The following is an 18,183-nucleotide window of genomic DNA, read 5'->3' as shown; positions in this document are numbered from 1 at the left end:
ATGAAGACCACGCTCAAAATCCTCGGCCTGTGCGCGGCGCTGCTGCTGGCGCCGGGCGCGCAGGCGGAACGCCTGAAAGACTTGGCCAGCATCGCCGGCGTGCGCCAGAACCAGTTGCTGGGCTATGGCCTGGTGGTGGGGCTGGACGGCAGTGGCGACCAGACCACGCAAACCCCGTTCACGGTGCAGAGCGTGGCCTCGATGCTGCAGCAGATGGGCGTGGCCCTGCCGCCCGGCACCAATCTGCAATTGAAGAATGTGGCGGCGGTGATGGTGACGACTTCGCTGCCCGCTTTCGCCCAGCCTGGCCAGCTGCTCGACGTGACGGTCTCGTCCATGGGCAATGCGAAAAGCCTGCGCGGCGGCACGCTGCTGATGACCCCGCTCAAAGGCGCGGACGGCCAGGTGTATGGCATGGCCCAGGGCAATGTGCTGGTCGGTGGCGTCGGCGCCCAGGCCGGCGGCAGCTCGGTGGTGGTGAATCACCTGTCGGTGGGCCGCATCTCGGGCGGCGCCACGGTCGAGCGCGCCGTGCCAACTTCGCTGGGCCAGGACAATATGATCCGCCTGGAGTTGAACACCACCGACTTCGCCACGGCCAGCCGCGTGGTGCAAGCGATTAACGATAAATACGGCAGCGGCATCGCGTATGCGCTCGACGGCCGCGTGATCCGCGTGCAGGCGCCGTCCAGCAGCGATCTGCGCGTGGCCTTCATCGGCACGCTGGAGAGCCTGGACGTGAAACCGGCCCAGGGCGCGGCCAAGGTCATCATGAATGCGCGCACCGGCTCGGTGGTGATGAACCAGGCCGTGACCCTGGAAACCTGCGCCATCTCGCACGGCAATCTGACGGTGTCGGTGTCGTCCGAGCCGCAGGTGAGCCAGCCCAATCCGCTGTCGGGCGGCCAGACCGTGGTGACCCAGACCAGCCAGGTCGATGTGAAGAAAGATGGCGGCAAGGTGCTGATGCTGAAAGGCGGCGCCTCGCTGGCCGAGGTGGTCAAGGCGCTGAACGCGATCGGCGCGTCGCCGCAGGACTTGCTGGCCATCCTGCAAGCAATGAAGGCCGCGGGTTCGCTGCGCGCCGAACTGGAAATCATTTAACAAGAGGCTGCCATGATCCGCCAAAGTAGCACTGCCGACCTGTCCAGCCAGTTTGCCCTCGATACCAAGGGCATGGGCGAGTTGCGCCAGTCGGCCCGCGCCGGTTCGCCGGACGCGCTGAAAACCGCCGCTACCCAATTCGAAGCGATGTTCGTCAATATGATGTTGAAGAGCATGCGCGAGGCGACGCCGCAGGACGGCCCGCTGGATAGCCAGCAAACGAAGATGTTTACCACCATGCTCGACCAGCAGACCAGCCAGAATATCGCCAAGAAGGGCGTGGGCCTGGCCGATATGCTGATCCGCCAATTGTCGCAGGGCGGGACGCCAGCCTTCCCGGGCGGCGCCGAGCTGCAGAGCGGCGTGGACAGCAGCGCGCGCCTGCAGAAATCGATCGAGGCCGTGGGCGGCAGCGCCGTCGCCAGCGGCAAGGGCGCGGCCCTGCCGCATGTGCGCGCCTTCCAGGACAAGCTGGGCGCCCATGCCGACGAGGCCAGCCGCGCCACCGGCATCCCGGCCAAGTTCATGCTGGGCCAGGCCGCGCTGGAAAGCGGCTGGGGCCGGCGCGAAATCAAGCAGCGCGACGGCTCGACCAGCCATAATCTGTTCGGCATCAAGGCCGGCCCGGACTGGAAGGGCAAGGTGGTGACGGCCACCACCACCGAATACGTCAACGGCAAGGCCCAGACCCGGGTCGAGCGCTTCCGCGCCTACGATAGCTATGCCGACAGCTTCAAGGATTACGCCAAGCTCATCACCGGCAACCCGCGCTATGAAAAAGTGCTGGCCAGCGCGGGCGACGCCAGCAAGTTCGCCCAGGGCTTGCAGCGCGCCGGCTACGCCACCGACCCGAACTACGCTGCCAAATTGACCAGTATTATCAAACGCACATTAGCTTGAGCCTGTGGGCAAGTTCTTCCCAGGGGCGGACACTGTAGCCGCCCGGCATTTCAAGTTTCGGCGTGTTCTGCCGTAAACTGATTAACAAGCGAAAGTTACGATTATGTCCAGTCTTCTCAGCATCGGTCAAAGTGGTTTGCTGGCGGCCCAGGTGGGTCTCGCCACGACCAGCCACAACATTACCAATGCCAATGTACCGGGCTATCACCGCCAGGTGGCCGTGCAGAGCACGACGCCGGGCGAAAACACGGGCGTGGGCTTCATCGGCACCGGCACTGAAGTGGCGCAGATCAAGCGCTATTACGACGATTTCCTGAACAAACGCGTGCTCAACGCCGAATCCTCGCAGTCGGCCTATACCGAGTACTACACCCAGATCAGCCAGATCGACAATATGCTGGCCGATACCACGACCGGCCTGTCGCCGGCCTTGCAGGATTTCTTCAAGGGCGTGCAGGACGCCAACTCGAACCCCTCCTCGGTGGCGTCGCGCCAAGCCATGCTGTCCTCGGCCGAGTCGCTGGCCTCGCGCTTCCAGGGCATGGCCGGCCGGCTCAACGAGCTGCGCGATGGCTTCAACAGCAAGACCACCTCCATCGTCAACGAGATCAATACCTATGCCAGCCGGATTGCCGACTTGAACAACGAGATCGCCGGCCTCTCCATCGACAAGCTGCGCCTGCCCAATGATTTGCTGGACCAGCGCGACCAGCTGATTTCCGAACTGAACAAGCGGGTCAAGGTCACGGTGATGCCGGGCGATAACAGTATGCTCAATGTGTCGATCGGCACCGGCCAGCCCATGGTGGTGGGCAATAAGCCCTTCGAACTGACCGTCACCACCTCGCCGACCGATGTCAGCCGCCTGGCCATCGGCTACAAGACGGCCAACCAGATCGCCGCGCTGCCGGAAAGCACTTTCACCGGCGGCAGCCTGGGCGGGCTGATGGAGTTCCGCAACACGGCCCTGGACCAGGCCGGAAACCGTCTGGGCCAGATCGCCGCCAGCCTGGCCGCCACCTTCAATTCCCAGCACCAGCTCGGTATTGACCTGAAAGGCGCGCCAGGCGGCAATTTCTTCAACGATATCAAGGCGGTGGTCGGCTACGACAAGCGCAATTCCATCAGCAGCACCCTGGATATCCAGGCGGTCATCAAGGATGGCACCCAGGTCACGGCCAGCAACTACGATATGAATTTCGACGGCACCAATCTGGTGCTGACGCGCGCCTCGGATGGCAAGCAGACCACGATCACGCCGTTCCCGCAGACCGGGCCGCAGATGATCGATGGCGTGGAGTACACCATTACGGGTGTGCCGGCCAATGGCGACCACGCGGAAATCCGGCCGGTGGCCCAGGCCGCCAGCTCCCTGTCGGTCGCCCTGAAGGATGCCAGCAAGATCGCGCTCGCCGCCCCGATCGCCACCAGCATGCCGACCACCAATACCGGCACGGGCAAGATCGATCCAGGCAGCGTCGATGCCGCCTATCTGCTGCCGGGCAATGCGCTGACGGCGCCGCTGCCGCTGACCTATGACAGCACGGCCAATACCCTGAGCGGCTTCCCGGCCGGCCAGGACGTGACCGTGACCCCGCCCGGTGGCGGCACCCCGACCACCTACCCGGCCGGCACGCCGGTGCCGTTCACCGACGGCGCCAAGATCAGCTTTGGCGGCATCAGCGTCAGCATCACGGGCAAGCCGGCCAATGGCGACCAGTTCGTCATCGGCCCGAACGTCAATGGCGTGGGCGATAACCGCAACGGCGTGGCCCTGGCCGGCCTGCAATCGAAGAATGTGGTGGGCGGCACGGCCACCTTCCAGAGCGGCTACGCGCAGATGGTCAACTATGTGGGCAATAAGACGCGCGAATCGCAGATCAGCATGGATGCGTCCGATGGCGCCGTGGAACAGGCCATGAAGGCCCAGCAGCAGCTCTCGGGCGTGAATTTGGACGAGGAGGCGGCCAATCTGCTGCGCTACCAGCAGGCTTACCAAGCCTCGGGTAAAGTGATGCAAACGGCCAGCCAGCTGTTCGACGTGCTGCTGTCGCTGGGCCGCTGAGGATTTTAAGGAAGAGCATCATGAATATGCGTGTCAGTTCCCGCACTATTTTCGAGACTGGGCTGAACCAGCTGACCAGCTTGCAAAGCCAGTTGTCGCGTACCCAGCAGCAGCTTGCCACCGGGCGCCGCGTGCTGACCGCCGCCGACGATCCGGTGGCCTCGGCGCGCGCGCTGGAGGTGACGCAGTCGAAGGAAATGAACGACCAGTTCAAGATCAACCGGCAGAATGCGCGCGCCTCGATGTCCCACGTCGATCTGGCGCTCGGTTCGACGGGCGATCTGATCAAGGATATCAAGACCCTGATCGTTAACGCCGGCAATTCCGGCCAGACGCAGAAGGACCGCGACGCCCTCGTGATCGAGCTGGAAGGCCGCTTTACCGACCTGCTGGGCCAGGCCAATACGGCCGACGGGGCCGGCAATTTCCTGTTCGGCGGCTACCGCCTCAATACCCAGCCCTTCACCCAGACGCCGGGCGGCGCCATGTACAACGGCGACCAGGGCGCGCGCGACTTGCAGGTGGCTTCGGGCCGCCAGCTCACCATCAGCGATTCGGGCGCCTCCGTGTTCGAAGGCGCGATCACTGGCAACGGCAGCTTCCAGACCGGGGCTGATCCCAGCAACAAGACCCGCAACGGCAGCGGCATCATCTCGCCCGGCTCGGTCATCGACCCGAGCCAGCTGACCGGCCACCAGTATGCGCTGACCTTCAGCGTGACCCCGGCCACGCCCGGCGTGCCGGCCCAGACCAGCTATATGGTGATGGATACCACCACCAATACGCCGGTGACGCCGGCGCCCGTGCCCTACAAGAGCGGGGAAGCGATCAGCTTCGACGGCATCCAGTTCGACGTCAAGGGCGAGGTGGCGGACCAGGATGTGTTTACGGTCGATCCGAGCAAGCGGCAATCGCTGTTTACCACGGTGCGCGACCTGATCACGGCGCTAAAGACGGCCGGCGACGGCCCGAATGCGCGCACCGACCTGACCAACAAGCTCAGCGTGGCCAACCAGAACATCAATAATGCGCTCGACAATGTGCTCTCGGTGCGCGCCAAGATGGGCGCGGGGCTGAAGGAACTCGATTACTTGGACGACGCGGGTTCCGATGTCGACATCCAGTACCAGACCACGCTGTCCAAGCTGACCGAAATCGATCCCATCGCGGTGATTTCGATGTTCACCCAGCAGCAGATGACGCTGGAGGCGGCGCAGAAATCCTACAAGAACATTTCCGGCCTGTCGCTGTTCAACTACATCTGAACGCGCGCGCCGCAAAGCAAAAACGGGAACTTCGGTTCCCGTTTTTTTTTGCGCATTCAATCCAGCGCGCGCAGCCAGCGCATAAATGCCGAGTCCGTGTCCGATTGGGGTCTGACCCCAATCGGACACGGACTCGGCAGCGTGAGGCCTATTTGGCGGCCAGCAGCAGCGCTTGGGGCTGGGCGCGGCGCTGCCAGTCCTCGCTGTTGCCGTTGCCGCCGAGGGCGGCGGCGCCTGTCAGGCCGGCCGCTTGCGCCTGGCGCGCGGCCTGGTTGAGGGCGTCGGCGGCGGGCAGGCCGGCGCCCGGTAGGGTGCCGGCGCCGAAGTGCTGCAACTGGCGCGTCAGCGCGGCGACGCTGGCGCTCAGGCTGGCGCCGTCGGCCGCGCTCAGCGATTGCGCCGCCATCGGCGTCAGCGTGGGCAGGCCGGGCTGGGTGGCGTTGCCGTAACGGTAGCCGGAGAGGGCGTCGGTCAGGGCGCCCACTTTGCCGCTCAGGCTGGCCGGATCGCCATCGCGCGCAGTCAGGAACCAGACGTCGGCCACCTGGCCCTGGCTGCCGTCGCTGCGCTCGTAACTGCCGCGCAGGCCGATCCAGTTCCCTTGCTCGAGTTCGCTGGTGGCGCGGGCGCCCGTGCCGAGGCGGGCGATGCCCAATGCGGCCAAGCCTTGCAGCTCGCCGGCCTGGCTGACGCCGTCGGCATTGCTGTCCTGCCAGACGCGCAACTGGCTGTAGGCGGCGTCCTGGCTGTCGATGACGCCGTCGGCATTGCTGTCGAGTTCGGCCAGCGCGGCGAAGCCATGGGCCGCCCGGCCGCCGGCCGTGCGCGTGGCCGTGCCGAACAGTTCGCTGCCATCGTCGATCTGGCCATTGCCGTTGCGGTCCAGGGCCAGCAAGCCGTCGCCTTGGCCGACCCAGCCGGTGTGTTGCAGGCGGCCGTCGGCGTCGAGGTCGAAGCGCACGCCCTGGTCGAGCGCGAGGGTGCGGATGCCGTTGCCGTCGAGGTCGAGCACGAGCGGGCTTTCCAGACCGGCCGCGTCGCGCTGCTCGGGCAGCATGACGGCCAGCTGGTCGGTGGTCAGGGCCGCGGCCTGGGCCGCGCTGAAGGCCTGGAATTCGCTGACCGTCATGGCGGCCAGCTGGTCCGCGGTCAACGCGCGGATCTGGCCGGCTTTCAGGGCGCGCACCTGGCTGGTGGTCAGGGCGCTGATCTGCACCGTGCTCAGGCCCGCGATCTGGCTGGTGCCGAGCGCGGCGAACTGGCCGGTGCTGAGCGCCTGCAATTCATTGACGTCGAGCGCCTGCAACTGGTCGGAATTGAGCGCGCCCAGGGCCTTGGTCGACATGGCGGCGATCAGGGTGGTGCCGAGCGTGGCCAGTTGCAGCGTGGTCAGGCCGCTTGCGCCCTGGGCGCCCAGGGCCGCGAACTGGTTGCTGCGCATGGCGCCCACGAGCTCAGCCGCCAGGGCGCCGATCTGGGCCGAGCCGAGCGCGGCGATCTGTACCGTGTTCAGGTTGTTGAGCGTGCCGAGCGCGGTGAGCTGGTCGGCGCTCAACGCGCGGATCTGGGCCGTGCCCAGCACTTGCAGGGCGCGCGTGGTCAGCGAGGCCATCTGGTCGGTCGTCAGGCCGGCAATCTGGGCCGATTTCAAGGCCGTCAATTGCAGGCTGCTCAGGGCGGCCAGGTCGGGCAGCTCGATGGCGGCGACCTGGTCGCTGCCGAGGGCACCCAGCGCGGCCACGCTCAAGGAGCGCACTTGACTGGTGCTCAGGGCGGCGATCTGCTCCGTGCTCAAGCTGCCGATCTGGCGCGTGCTGAGGGCGGCGATCTGGGCCGTCTTCAAGGTGGCGATCTTGTCGGCGCTGAGCGAAGGCAGTTGCACCGAGTTGAGCGCGGCAAACTGTAGGGTGCCCAGGGCGGCCAGGGTGCTCAGCGCGGCCAGCTGGGCCGTGCTCAGGCTGGCGACCTGGCCCGTGCTCAGGGCGGCGATGTCGCGCGTGTTCAGTGCGCCGAGCTGGTCGGTGCTGAGCACAACGAACTGGGCCGTGCGCAGCGCGGCGATCTGCGCCGTGCCGAGGGCGGCGATATCGTCGAGGGCGATGGCGGCCACCTGGTCCGTGCTGAGGCCGGCCAGGGCGGTCGGGTCGAGGGCGCGCACCTGGGCCGTGGTCAGAGCCACGATCTGGTCCGTGGTCAGCCAGCTCAGTTGGCGGCTGCTCAGCGCGTCGATCTGGCGCGTGCTCAGGGTCGACAGATGGGCTTCATCCAGGCTGGACAATTGGCTGCTGGACAGGGCGGCCACCTGGTTGCTGCCGAAGCCGCCCAGGCCGGGCAGGCTGGCCAGCTGGGCATTGCTGAGGGCGCGCACCTGGGCGCTGGTCAGGGCGCCCAGTTCGGCCGTGGTCAGCACTTGCAACTGGTCGCTGTTGAGGGCGGCGATCTGTTCGGTTTTGAGCGCCGCGACCTGGTCGGTGCGCAGCGCGGCCAGGTCATCGCCCTGGATGGCGGCGATCTGCTCGGTGCTCAGCGCGCGCAGCGCGGCCGTGTTGAAGGCGCGCCACTGCGCGGTGCTGAGGTCGGCCAACTGGCTGCTCGACAGGGCCGGCATCTGGCGGCTGGTCAAGGCCGCGATCTGGCTGGTTTTGAGCAGGGCCAGCTGGGTCGCGTCGAGGCCGGCGATGCGCGCCGTCGGCAGGGCGGCGATCTGGTCGCTGGTGAAGGCGATCAGGGCGCCCAGTTGGGCGAACTGGTCGGGCGTGAGCGCGGCCAGCTGGGCCGTGCTCAGGGCCGCGACCTGGGCGTCGGTCAGCGCGATGATCTGGTCCGAGGTCAGCGCCGTCAGCTGGTCGGAATACAGGGCGCGGATCTGTTCGCTGCGCAGGGCGGCGATATCGTCCAGTTCGATGGCCGCCACTTGGCTCACATCAAGGGCGCGGATGGCGCGCGTGCTCAGGGCGCGCACCTGGGCCGTGCTCAGCGCGCGCAACTGGTCGACCGAGATGGCCTGGATTTGCGGAATGCCGAGCACGCTGATGGCGGCCGTGTTGATGACGCTGATCTGGTCGGTGTTCAGCGCGCCGAGCTGGGCGGCCGAGAACGCCGCCACCTGGGTCGAGCGCAGCGCGGCGATATCGGCCAGCTCGATGCCGGCCACCTGGGCCGGGGTCAGGGCCGCGATGGCGCGGCTCGACAGGCTGGCGAACTGGCGCGTTTCCAGCGCCAGGATCTGGTCCGGCGTCAGCGCCTGCACCTGGCTGTCGCCGAGGGCCGCCAACTGGGTGCTGGTGAGGGCGGCGATCTTGTCCAGCGGCAGGGCCGTGAGCTGGGCGTCGCTGAGGGAACGGATCTGGGCCGTGGTCAAGCCGCGGCTGTTCAGGGCCGCGATCTGGGCCGGGGTCAGCACGCTGATCTGCAGGGTGCGCAGGGCGGCCACATCGCCACTGCTGAGCACGCCCAACTGGTCCGCGTTCAAGGCTTGCAACTGGTCCGAGCCGAGCGCGGCCAGTTGCCTGCTCGTTAAGGCAGCGATGTCTTCCAGCTCGATCTGCGGAATCTGGGCGGCGCTCAGGCCGTTCAGGGCCGCGGTCGAAAGGGAGGCGAATTGCGCCGTGCTCAGCACCTGCAACTGGCCGGCGCTGAAGACCGAGAGCTGGGCCGAGTTGAAGGCGGCCACCTGGCGCGTGCTCAAGCTGGCCAGGTCGTCCACGCTCATGACGACGATGCGGTCGGTCGACATGGCGGCGATCTGGGCCGTGCTGTAATCGCGCAATTCGCCCAGGGCGGCCAGCTGGTCGGCCGACAGCGCCGCCAGTTGGGCCGGCGACAGCACGGCGATGGCCTGGCTGCTCAGCGCATGCAACTGGCCGGTCGACAGCGCGGCCAGCTGGGCCGGGGCCAGCGCGGCGATCTGGGTGGTGAGCAGGGCGCGCACGTCTTCCGCTTCGAGCGCCTGCAACTGGGTGGCGTCCAGATTGCCCAGGGCGCGCAGAGTAAGCGCGCGGATCTGGGCGGTGGAGAAGGCGGCGATCTGGCCCACGGTCAGGTGGGCCGCCTGGTAGCTGGTCAGGGCCGCCACCTGGCTGGTCTTGAGCGCGGCGAAATCGCCCATGCTCAGATTGCTCAACTGCGCGGTATTCAGGGCCGCCATCTGGGCCGTGGTCAGGCTGACCAGGCTGACCATGGCGTCGATCTGGGCCGTGCTGAGCGCGCCGATCTGGGCGGTGGCGATGGCCGCGATCTCGCCCGTCGTCAGCGACATGATCTGGGCCAGGCTCAGCGCCTGCAACTGGTTGCTGCCCAGGCCGGCGATCTGGCCCGTGGCCAGGTTGCGGATATCGGTCAGGTCGATGGCCTGGATCTGGGCCGGGCTGAGCGCGCGCAGCACGTCGGTGGACAGGGCGCGCATCTGGGCGCTGCTCAGCGCCTGGATCTGGTCGGTATTGAAGAAGGTGAACTGGCTGGTGGTGAAGGCGGCGATCTGCGCCGTTTTCAGGCTGGCCACCTGGTCCGGCGTCAGCGCGCCGATCTGGTCGCTGTTCAAGCCCTGGATTTGCACGGTGCTCAAGCCGGTCAGGCCGAGCGCGCCGAGCTGGGTGGTGCTCAGGGCGCCCATCTGGCGCGAGGTCAATGCCGCGATCTGGGTCGAACTCAGGGCGCCGAGCTGGCCCAGCGTGAGCGCGGCCATCTGCTGGGTCTTCAGCGCCTGCACCTGGCCCGTGCTCAGGGCGGCGATGTCGATGGCCTCGATGGCGGCGATCTGGGTCGTGCTCATGCCGCCCAGCGTGGCCGGACTCAGGCTGCGCACCTGGGCCGTGTTCAAGGCCACGATTTGGTCGCTGCTGAGGGCACCGATCTGGGCGCTGCTCAAGCCGGCGAGCTGGTTGGTGCGCAAGGTCGTGATGCGGTCCGGCGCCAGCGCGCCGATCTGGTTGGTGGTGAGCGCGGCGATCTGGGCGCTGCGCAGCGGGGCCAAGGAAGCGAAGCTGGCCACCTGGAGCAGGGACAAGGAAGCGATCTGCTGCGTGCTCAGCGAGGCGATCATGGCCGTGCTCAAGGCGCCGAACTGGTCGCTGGTGAGGGCGGCGATCTGCTGCGTCGCCAGGCCCGCGATCTGGGCCGTGCGCAGCGCTTGCAGGTCGGCGATCTCGATGGCCGCCACCTGGTCCGAGTCCAAGGCATTCAGGGCGGCCGACCCCAGGGCGCGCCACTGGCTGCTCTGCAGGGCGACGATGCCGGCCGTGCTGATGGCTTGCACCTGGGCCGTGGTCAGCGCCGCCACCTGGTTGCTGCGCAGCGCGGCCAGCACAGCCAGGCTCAGCGAGGCGATCTGGTCGGTGGTGAGGGCGGCAATGGCCGCCGTCGAGAACGAGGCCAGGCTGACCAGGGCGCCCAGTTGGTCGCTGCTGAGCGCGGCTTTCTGCTCGGGCGTGAGCGAGGCGATCTGGGCCGTCGTGAGTTGTGCGATCTGGGCTGTGCGCAAGGCTGGAATCTGGGCCGTGGTGAGCAGGCTCAACTGGTTGGTGCGCAGCGCCTGCAAGTCGTCGAAGGCGATGGCGGCCAGTTGGCCGCTGCTCAAGGCGCGCAGGGCGTCGCTGCCGAGGGCGCGGAACTGGGCCGTGTTGAGGCCGACGATCTGGGTGGTGCTCAGCGCGCCGATCTGGGCCGTGTTGAGCACGGCGATCTGGGCCGTGCGCAAGCCGCTCAGGTCGGCCGTGTTCAAGCTTTGCAACTGGGCATTGCTGAGCTGGCCGATCTGGCGCGTGCTCAGCGAGGTCAGGGTCAGCGCGTCGAGCTGGCCCGCCGTCAGGCTGGCCAGTTGCTCACTGGTCAGGGCGGCCACCTCGGCCGAGGTCAGCGCGGCCAACTGGGCCGTTTGCAGGGCGGCCAACTGGTCGGTCGAGAAGGCGGCGATCTGGCGCGTGCCCATGGCGGCCAGGTCGGCCAGCTCGATGGCGGCGACCTGGGTGGCGTTGAGCGCGGCCAGGGCATCGGTGTTCAGCGCGCGCACCTGGGCCGTGCTGAGCGCGGCGATATGGTTGGCCGACAGGCCGGCCACCTGGCCGGCCTGCACGGCGCCGATCTGGGCGCTGCTCAGGCTGGCCCAATCCTGGGTCGTCAGGCTGGCCAGCTGGGCGCTGCCGAAGGCCTGGATCTGGCGCGTGCTGAAGCCGGCAAAGCTGGCGAAGGCATCGAGCTGGGCCGCGTTGAGCACGGCGATCTGGTCGCTGTTCAGGGCGCGCACGCCGGCCGTGCTGAGGGCGCGGATCTGGTCCGTGCCCAGGGCCATGATCTGGTCGGTGGTCATGGCGGCGATCTGCTGGCTGCGCAAGCCCGGCACATCGCGCGTTTCGATGCCGCCCAACTGGCTGCTCTGCAAGGCGGCCAGGGCGGCGCTGCTCAGTGCGGCCAATTGGCTGGCGCTCAAGGCCTTGATCTGGGCCGAGTTCAGCACGCCGGCCTGCAGCGGCGATAGGGCCGCCACCTGGTTGCTGCGCAGGGCGGTGATGCTGGCCGTGCTCAGCGCCTTGATCTGGTCGGTGGTGAGGGCGGCGATCTGCGCGCTTTTGAGGGCGTCGAGCGCCTTCAGCGCGGCCAGCTGGGCCGTGGTGAGCGCGGCCACCTGGTCGAGCGTCAAGGCCTGGGTGGCGGCGCTGCCGAGGGCGGCGACTTGCTGGACTTGCAGATTGCTGAGCTGATCGGTGCTCAGGCTGGCGATCTGGCGCGTCAGCAGCGCCCCCACATCCTGGCTTTCCATCGCCCGCAACTGGTTGGTGCTGAGCGCCTGCAGCGCCACGGTGTTCAAGGCTTGCACCTGGCCCGTGCTCAGGGCGATGAGCTGGGCCGTATTGAGGGCGGCCGCCTGCTCGGGGTTCAGGCCCGCCAACTGGCCACTGGCCAGACTGGCCAGATTGCGCGTCGACAGGCTGGCGACCTGATCGCTGCCCAGCGCCGCCACTTGCTTGCTGCCCCAGGTCGACAAGGTCTTCAGTGCAGCCAGCTGGTCGGTGGACAGCACGGGTAACTGGTCGGTCGTCAGCACCGCGATATCGTTGCTGTTCAGGCTGGCGAACTGGGCGGTGTTCAGGGCGCTGAGCTGGCCCGGTTGCAGGGCCGCGATCTGGGCCGTGCGCAAGGCGGCGATGTCGCGCGTTTCGATGAAGGCCAACTGGTCGCTGCCGAGCAGGTTCAGGGCTTGCGTCGACAGGTTGGCGAATTGGACAGTGCTGAGCGCGATGATTTGGTCGCTGTTCAGCGCCTGCCACTGGTAATCCTTGAGCGCGCCCAGCTGCTGGCTGCCCAGGCCGGCAATGGCCTGGGTGGCGAGCACGGCCAATTGCTCGGGCGCCAGCGCGGCGATCTGGGCCGTGGACAGGCTGGCCAGCGAGGGCAGGGCGCCGAGCTGGTCGGTGCTCAGGACCGGGATCTGGTCGGTGCTCAGCGCGGCCAGGCCGCGCGTGCCGAGGGCGCGCATCTGGTCGGTCGTGAGGGCCGTGATCTGGCCCGGCTGCAAGGCGGCGATCTGCTGGCAGGCCAGCGCCGCGATATCGCGCGTTTCGATGGCGGCGATCTGTTCGCTCAACAGCACGATCAAGGCGGCGCTGCTCAAGCCGTTCAACTGGGCACTGCCGAGGGCGATGATCTGGTCGCTGTTCAGCACTTGCAACTGGGCCGCGTCGAGGCTGTTCAACTGGCTGCTCGTCAGATAGGGAATACTGCTCGACACCAGGCGCGTCGGGTCGAGCGCGCGCAATGCCTGGGTGCTGAAGGCGCGCAACTGGCCCGAACTCAGGGCGGCCAGCTGGTCGCTGCCGAAGCCGGGCACCTGGTCGCTGTTGAGCACGGCGATTTGCTGGCTGCGCAGCCCGGCCAGTTCCTGGGTAGTGAGCGCGCCGAGCTGCACCGCGCTGAGCGCGGCCAATTGGCTGCTGGAGAGGGCCGGCATGTCCTGGCTGTCGATGCCGCGGATCTGCGCCGTGTCGAGGGCGGCGATCTGGCTGCTGCTGAAGGCGCCGATCAGGCGGCTGCCCAGCCAGCCGATCTGGTCCGATGTCAAAGTGGCAAGGTCGGCGTTTTCCAGGTATTTGATTTGGCTGGTCGACAGCGCGTTCAGCTGCGCGCTGCTAAACAGCGGCATCAGTTCAGGCGTCAGGGCCTTGATATCGTCCGATGTCAGAAGACTGATCTGATAGGTCGTCAGGCCGGCAATCTGTTGGGTTTCAAATACGATAGACATTTATACGCTCTCCGGGCAGCTTGACCATGATAAGCTAATTATTGCCACATGGAAATCAAACATTTGTAACCGGCCGTCAGCCGCTCAGGGCGCCGGGCGCGGCGCCGCCCCGGGCGGCTTGGCTGGCTGACCCCAGTCGCGCGGTAGTTTGCGCGCCGTCTCCACGCCCTGCAGGAAGATGTTCTGCAACGGTCCCGACAGGTAAGGCAGGGACAGTGCCAGCACCAGCAAACCCACGCCCAGCGTGACGGGAAAGCCGATGCCGAAGAGGTTCAGCTGCGGCGCCGCGCGCGTCAGGATGCCGAGCGCGACGTTGGTAATTAACAACGCCGCCACCACCGGCAGCGACAGTTGCAGGCCGGCGCTGAAAATCTTGCCGCCCCAGTCGGCCAGCTGCTTGAACGGCCCGCCGACGAAGGGCTGGGCCGACACCGGCAGCGTGATGAAGCTTTCGGCCAGCACCTCGATCAGCACCAGGTGGGCGTTGACGGCCAGGAAAGCCATGGTCGCCACCAGGGCCAGGAACTGGGCGATGGCCGAGGAGCGCCCCGCCGACATCGGGTCGAAAAACGTGGCGAAGCCCAGACCCATGGTCAGGCTGCTGATCTCCCCCGCCATTTCCACTGCCGCGAACACGATGCGCATGGCCATCCCCATTGCCAGTCCGATAATCATTTCCTTGACCAGGATCAGCAAACCCGCGTACGAGAGCGGATCGGCGGCCGGCAGCGCCGGCACATTGGGCGCGATCACCATGGCTACCATCACGCCCAGGCACAGCTTGACCGTCATCGGGATGCGCGGATTGCCGAAGACCGGGGCGGCCGTGATCAAGCCCAGGACACGGGTCAGCGGCCACAGGAGGCCGGCGATCCATGTGTTGATATCGGCAGCGGAGAGGAAAAGCATGAGGGCCGGTCAGCTGACGAGGGCGGGTATGCCCGTCAGCACCTGGCGCATATAGTCGAGCATGACCGACAGCATCCACGGCCCGGCCACCACCAGGGCCACGAACACGCCCACCAGCTTGGGGATGAAGGACAGTGTCGATTCATTGATCTGGGTCGCGGCCTGGAAGATGCTGACCACCAGGCCGATGACCAGGGCCACCAGCAGCAGCGGCGCGGCCACCATCAGCGTGACTTCCATGGCCTGGCGGCCCATGGTCATGACGGTTTCGGGCGTCATCGCGGCTTCCTCCTTAGTAGAAGCTCTGGGCCAAGGAACCCAGCAGCAGCTGCCAGCCATCGACCAGCACGAACAGCATGAGCTTGAACGGCAGCGAAATGACGGCCGGCGACATCATCATCATGCCCATCGACATCAAGACCGAGGCCACCACCATATCGATGATGAGGAAGGGGATGAAGATGGCGAAGCCGATCTGGAAGGCGGTCTTCAGTTCGCTCGTGATAAAGGCCGGCACCAGGATGCGCAGCGGCACGTCTTCCGGCCCCTGCAGCGCCGGCGAGCGCGAAATCTTGACGAACAGGGCCAGGTCCGATTGGCGCGTCTGCTTCATCATGAAGGTCTTGAGCGGGGCGGCGCCCTTGTCCAGCGCCTGCAGCATGCTGATCTTATTTTCCTGTAAAGGCTGGTAAGCCTCGGTATAGATGCGGTCGAACACCGGTCCCATGGTGAAGAAGGTCAGGAACAGGGCCAGGCCGATCATCACCTGGTTGGGTGGCGCCGACTGGGTGCCGAGCGCCTGGCGCAGCAGCGAGAGCACAATCACGATGCGCGTGAAGCCGGTCATCATCAGCAGCGCCGCCGGGATGAAGGTCAGCGCCGTCATCAGGATCAGCGTTTGCAGCGACAGGCCGTAATTGGTGCCGCCGCCGGACGCCGGCGTGCTGGTGAAGGCGGGAATCGTCGGTTCCGCCGCCGCCCACAGCGGCAAGGCCAGCGCGGCGCCGGCCAGCAGGAGCGTGCGCGCGGACCGCTTCGTCGCAGACTGCTTATTTGTCATTGCGTTTTTCGATCGTCTGTTTGAACCACTCGGCGAAATTGGCGCCCGGCAGGTTCTGCTGCGGCAGCGCGTCGGCCACGCCTTCCTGGCGCGGCATGGTGGCCAGCGCGTTCATGCGGCCGGGCGAAGCGCCCACCACGATCCATTGTTCGCCCACTTCCACCACCAGGATGCGTTCGCGCGCGCCGACGCTGAGCGCGCCCACGAGCTTGACGGTATGGCCGCTGGCGATGCTGCGCGGACCGAAGCGCTTGAGCAGCCAGGCCAGGCCGACCAGCAGGCCCAGCACAACGGCCAGGGCCAGCGTGGTTTGCAGCAGCGAACCGGCGGCCGAAGGACCGGCCGGCGCCAGACCGGCCGGATGGGCCGGACGCGCGCCGGCCAGCGCCGCCTGCTGTTCCGGCGTGGCGGCGGGCGCGCTATCGGCTGCCGCGCCAGTGGCGGGGCCAGCCTCAGCCGCCTGCACCGTTGCGCCCGTTGGCGCGGCAGTCGCACCCGTGCCGGCCGCCGCCGGAGCGGGGCTGGTTGGGGCGGCGATGGTGCCGGAGGCGCTGTGCTGGGCCGGCGCGGGGCCGGCGGCGAGGAGGAGGGTGCAGCAAGCCGCCAGCAGGGCGGCGCGAGGGAAACCAGGCTTCATTTATTGAGTTTTCGGATGCGTTCGGAAGGCGTGATGATATCGGTCAGGCGGATGCCGAACTTGTCGTTGACCACCACCACCTCGCCCTGGGCGATCAGGCAGCCGTTGACCAGCACGTCCATCGGCTCGCCGGCCAGGCCATCCAGTTCCACCACCGAACCCTGGGCCAGTTGCAGCAGGTTCTTGATGGCGATCTTGGTGCGGCCCAGTTCCACCGTCAGCTGGACGGGAATATCGAGGATGAAGTCGATATCGTTATGGGTTTCCGATTTCGCGGCGGTTTTCGAAAAGTCCTTGAAGACGGCGGCCGTGGCGGCCTGGCTTTGCAGGGCGTCCGCTTCCGCCTTGGCCTGCTCGGCAATGGCCGCGCCCCAATCGTCTTCTATGCTTTGATCGTCTTGATTGTCCGACATTCTTACTCTCCTGTGTTGCAGTTCCCGGCGCGCCGCCGCTTAGAGGTCTCTTATTTGAGGTTATCGGCATTGGCCAGCAATTTCTCCACCTTCAGCGCATATTGTCCATTCATGACCCCATAGGTGCAATCGAGCACCGGCACGCCGTCCACGGTGGCCTCGATGCTTTCCGGGATGGTCAGCGGAATGATGTCGCCCACGCGCATATTCAGGATCTCGTCGAAGCTGACGCGGGCCGTGCCCAGGCGCGCCACCAGCTCCACTTCGGCGATCTGGATCTGCTGCGTCATCAGGCGGATCCAGCGCTTGTCCACTTCCAGCGCCTCGCCCTGCAGCGAGGACGTCAGGGCATCGCGGATCGGCTCGATCATCGAGTAGGGCATGCAGAAGTGGATCTGGCCCGAGACCGAGCCCAGTTCCACGGTGAAGGTGGACGCCACCACCACCTCGTTGGGCGTGGCGATATTGGCGAACTGGGTGTTCATCTCGGAACGGATGTATTCGAATTCGACCGGGTACACCGGTTCCCAGGACTTGGTATAGGCCTCGAACACGATATCGAGGATGCGCAGGATGATGCGCTGCTCGGTCTGGGTAAAGTCGCGGCCCTCGACCCGGGTGTGGAAGCGGCCGTCGCCGCCGAACAGATTGTCCACCAGCAGGAAGACCAGGCCCGGATCGAAGACCATCAGCGCCGTGCCGCGCAGCGGCTTCATGTGCACCAGGTTCAGGTTGGTCGGCACCACCAGGTTGCGGATGAATTCGCTGTACTTGGAAACGCGCACCGAACCGACCGACACTTCGGCGCTGCGGCGCAGGAAGTTGAACAGGCCGACACGCAGCAGACGGGCAAAGCGTTCATTGATAATTTCCAGGGTCGGCATGCGGCCCCGGACGATGCGCTCCTGGGTGGCCAGATTATAGGTCCGGACACCCGCGACTTCCTCCGGCGCCTGGGCGTCGTCCTGGTCGCCGTTGACGCCCTTTAAAAGGGCATCGACTTCTTCCTGGGAGAGAAAATTATCAGCCATGACTCGCTACGACTCGCTACGGGTTACTGAATGATAAAGGAGGTGAACAGGACTTCGCTGACATCCTGCGCATCGCCCCGCTCTTCGAACGGCAGCTTCATCTGCTCGATGATTTCGCTGCTGAGCTGCTGCTTGCCTTCCGGCGTATTGATTTCCGACGCGTGTTTGCTCGACAGCAGCAGCAGCACGCGGCTGCGCACCTTGGGCATATTCTGCTTGACGATTTCGACCTCTTCCAGGCTGCCCACTTGCAGCGTGAAGGCCAGCTGCAGATACTGCTCCGAGCCTTCGGTCTCGGGCTGCAGATTGACGGTGAACGGCTCGACCGGCACATACACGGGCGGACCGGCCGCCTTGTGCGCTTTCTTGCCCTTCTTGGCCTTGGGCGCTTCCTCTTCATGGTCGGCGCTGGCGCCCTTGCTCAGGAACCAGGCCGCGCCACCACCGCCGGCGCCCAGCACCAGCACGGCGGCGAGGATGATGATCATCATTTTTTTCTTGCCACCCGCTGGCGGCGCATCGGCCTTGGCTTCCGCTTTCATCTTGGGATTCGCTTTCAAGTCTGC

General features: G+C 66.5%; 12 protein-coding genes. 4 read left to right on the top strand and 8 right to left on the bottom strand.

The genetic code is table 11. From position 1 onward, the window contains the following. From FHS03_RS03915 to flgL, 4 genes are all read left to right on the top strand, one after another. Positions 1–1,104, top strand: a complete 1,104-nt coding sequence (locus FHS03_RS03915; protein ID WP_183439715.1) for a flagellar basal body P-ring protein FlgI — start codon at positions 1–3, stop codon at positions 1,102–1,104. A gap of 12 nt (positions 1,105–1,116) precedes the next feature. Further along, a complete protein-coding gene (gene flgJ, locus FHS03_RS03910; protein WP_183439714.1) occupies positions 1,117–2,004 on the top strand; it encodes a flagellar assembly peptidoglycan hydrolase FlgJ in 888 nt (295 codons plus the stop codon). A 103-nt stretch (positions 2,005–2,107) separates the two neighbouring features. Continuing rightward, positions 2,108–4,069 carry a flagellar hook-associated protein FlgK gene (gene flgK, locus FHS03_RS03905; RefSeq protein ID WP_183439713.1) on the top strand — a complete coding sequence of 654 codons (1,962 nt, stop codon included), beginning with the start codon at positions 2,108–2,110 and terminating at the stop codon, positions 4,067–4,069. 20 nt (positions 4,070–4,089) lie between these two features. Beyond that, complete coding sequence (flgL, locus tag FHS03_RS03900; RefSeq protein ID WP_307729507.1) at positions 4,090–5,334, top strand: flagellar hook-associated protein FlgL; 1,245 nt, start codon at positions 4,090–4,092, stop codon at positions 5,332–5,334. Between the two features lie 148 nt (positions 5,335–5,482). Here the strand turns inward: flgL and FHS03_RS03895 are convergent, their stop codons facing one another. From FHS03_RS03895 to fliL, 8 genes are all read right to left on the bottom strand, one after another. Further along, complete coding sequence (locus tag FHS03_RS03895; protein WP_183439712.1) at positions 5,483–13,567, bottom strand: SPM autocatalytic domain-containing protein; 8,085 nt, start codon at positions 13,565–13,567, stop codon at positions 5,483–5,485. Positions 13,568–13,651: 84 nt separating this feature from the next. Then, entirely contained in the window at positions 13,652–14,476 is an 825-nt protein-coding gene (gene fliR, locus FHS03_RS03890; protein ID WP_183439711.1) for a flagellar biosynthetic protein FliR, read from the bottom strand. A 9-nt stretch (positions 14,477–14,485) separates the two neighbouring features. Further along, positions 14,486–14,755, bottom strand: coding sequence for a flagellar biosynthesis protein FliQ (fliQ, locus tag FHS03_RS03885; protein WP_050411946.1), 270 nt, complete (start codon positions 14,753–14,755; stop codon positions 14,486–14,488). A gap of 13 nt (positions 14,756–14,768) precedes the next feature. Beyond that, positions 14,769–15,536 carry a flagellar type III secretion system pore protein FliP gene (gene fliP / locus FHS03_RS03880; RefSeq protein ID WP_183439710.1) on the bottom strand — a complete coding sequence of 256 codons (768 nt, stop codon included), beginning with the start codon at positions 15,534–15,536 and terminating at the stop codon, positions 14,769–14,771. Continuing rightward, entirely contained in the window at positions 15,526–16,173 is a 648-nt protein-coding gene (fliO, locus tag FHS03_RS03875) for a flagellar biosynthetic protein FliO (RefSeq protein WP_183439709.1), read from the bottom strand. The genes fliP and fliO overlap by 11 nt, the downstream gene beginning before the upstream one ends. Then, positions 16,170–16,586 carry a flagellar motor switch protein FliN gene (gene fliN, locus FHS03_RS03870; protein WP_183439708.1) on the bottom strand — a complete coding sequence of 139 codons (417 nt, stop codon included), beginning with the start codon at positions 16,584–16,586 and terminating at the stop codon, positions 16,170–16,172. The genes fliO and fliN overlap by 4 nt, the downstream gene beginning before the upstream one ends. A 50-nt stretch (positions 16,587–16,636) precedes the next feature. After that, complete coding sequence (gene fliM / locus FHS03_RS03865; RefSeq protein ID WP_183439707.1) at positions 16,637–17,617, bottom strand: flagellar motor switch protein FliM; 981 nt, start codon at positions 17,615–17,617, stop codon at positions 16,637–16,639. A 23-nt stretch (positions 17,618–17,640) separates the two neighbouring features. Next, complete coding sequence (gene fliL / locus FHS03_RS03860; protein WP_183440037.1) at positions 17,641–18,159, bottom strand: flagellar basal body-associated protein FliL; 519 nt, start codon at positions 18,157–18,159, stop codon at positions 17,641–17,643. Positions 18,160–18,183: the final 24 nt, after the last annotated feature.

Source organism: Pseudoduganella violacea (assembly GCF_014191875.1).
GTDB lineage: Bacteria > Pseudomonadota > Gammaproteobacteria > Burkholderiales > Burkholderiaceae_D > Rugamonas > Rugamonas violacea_A.
Note: the sequence above shows the minus strand (reverse complement) of the source record. Positions and strands in the feature narration are given on the sequence as shown.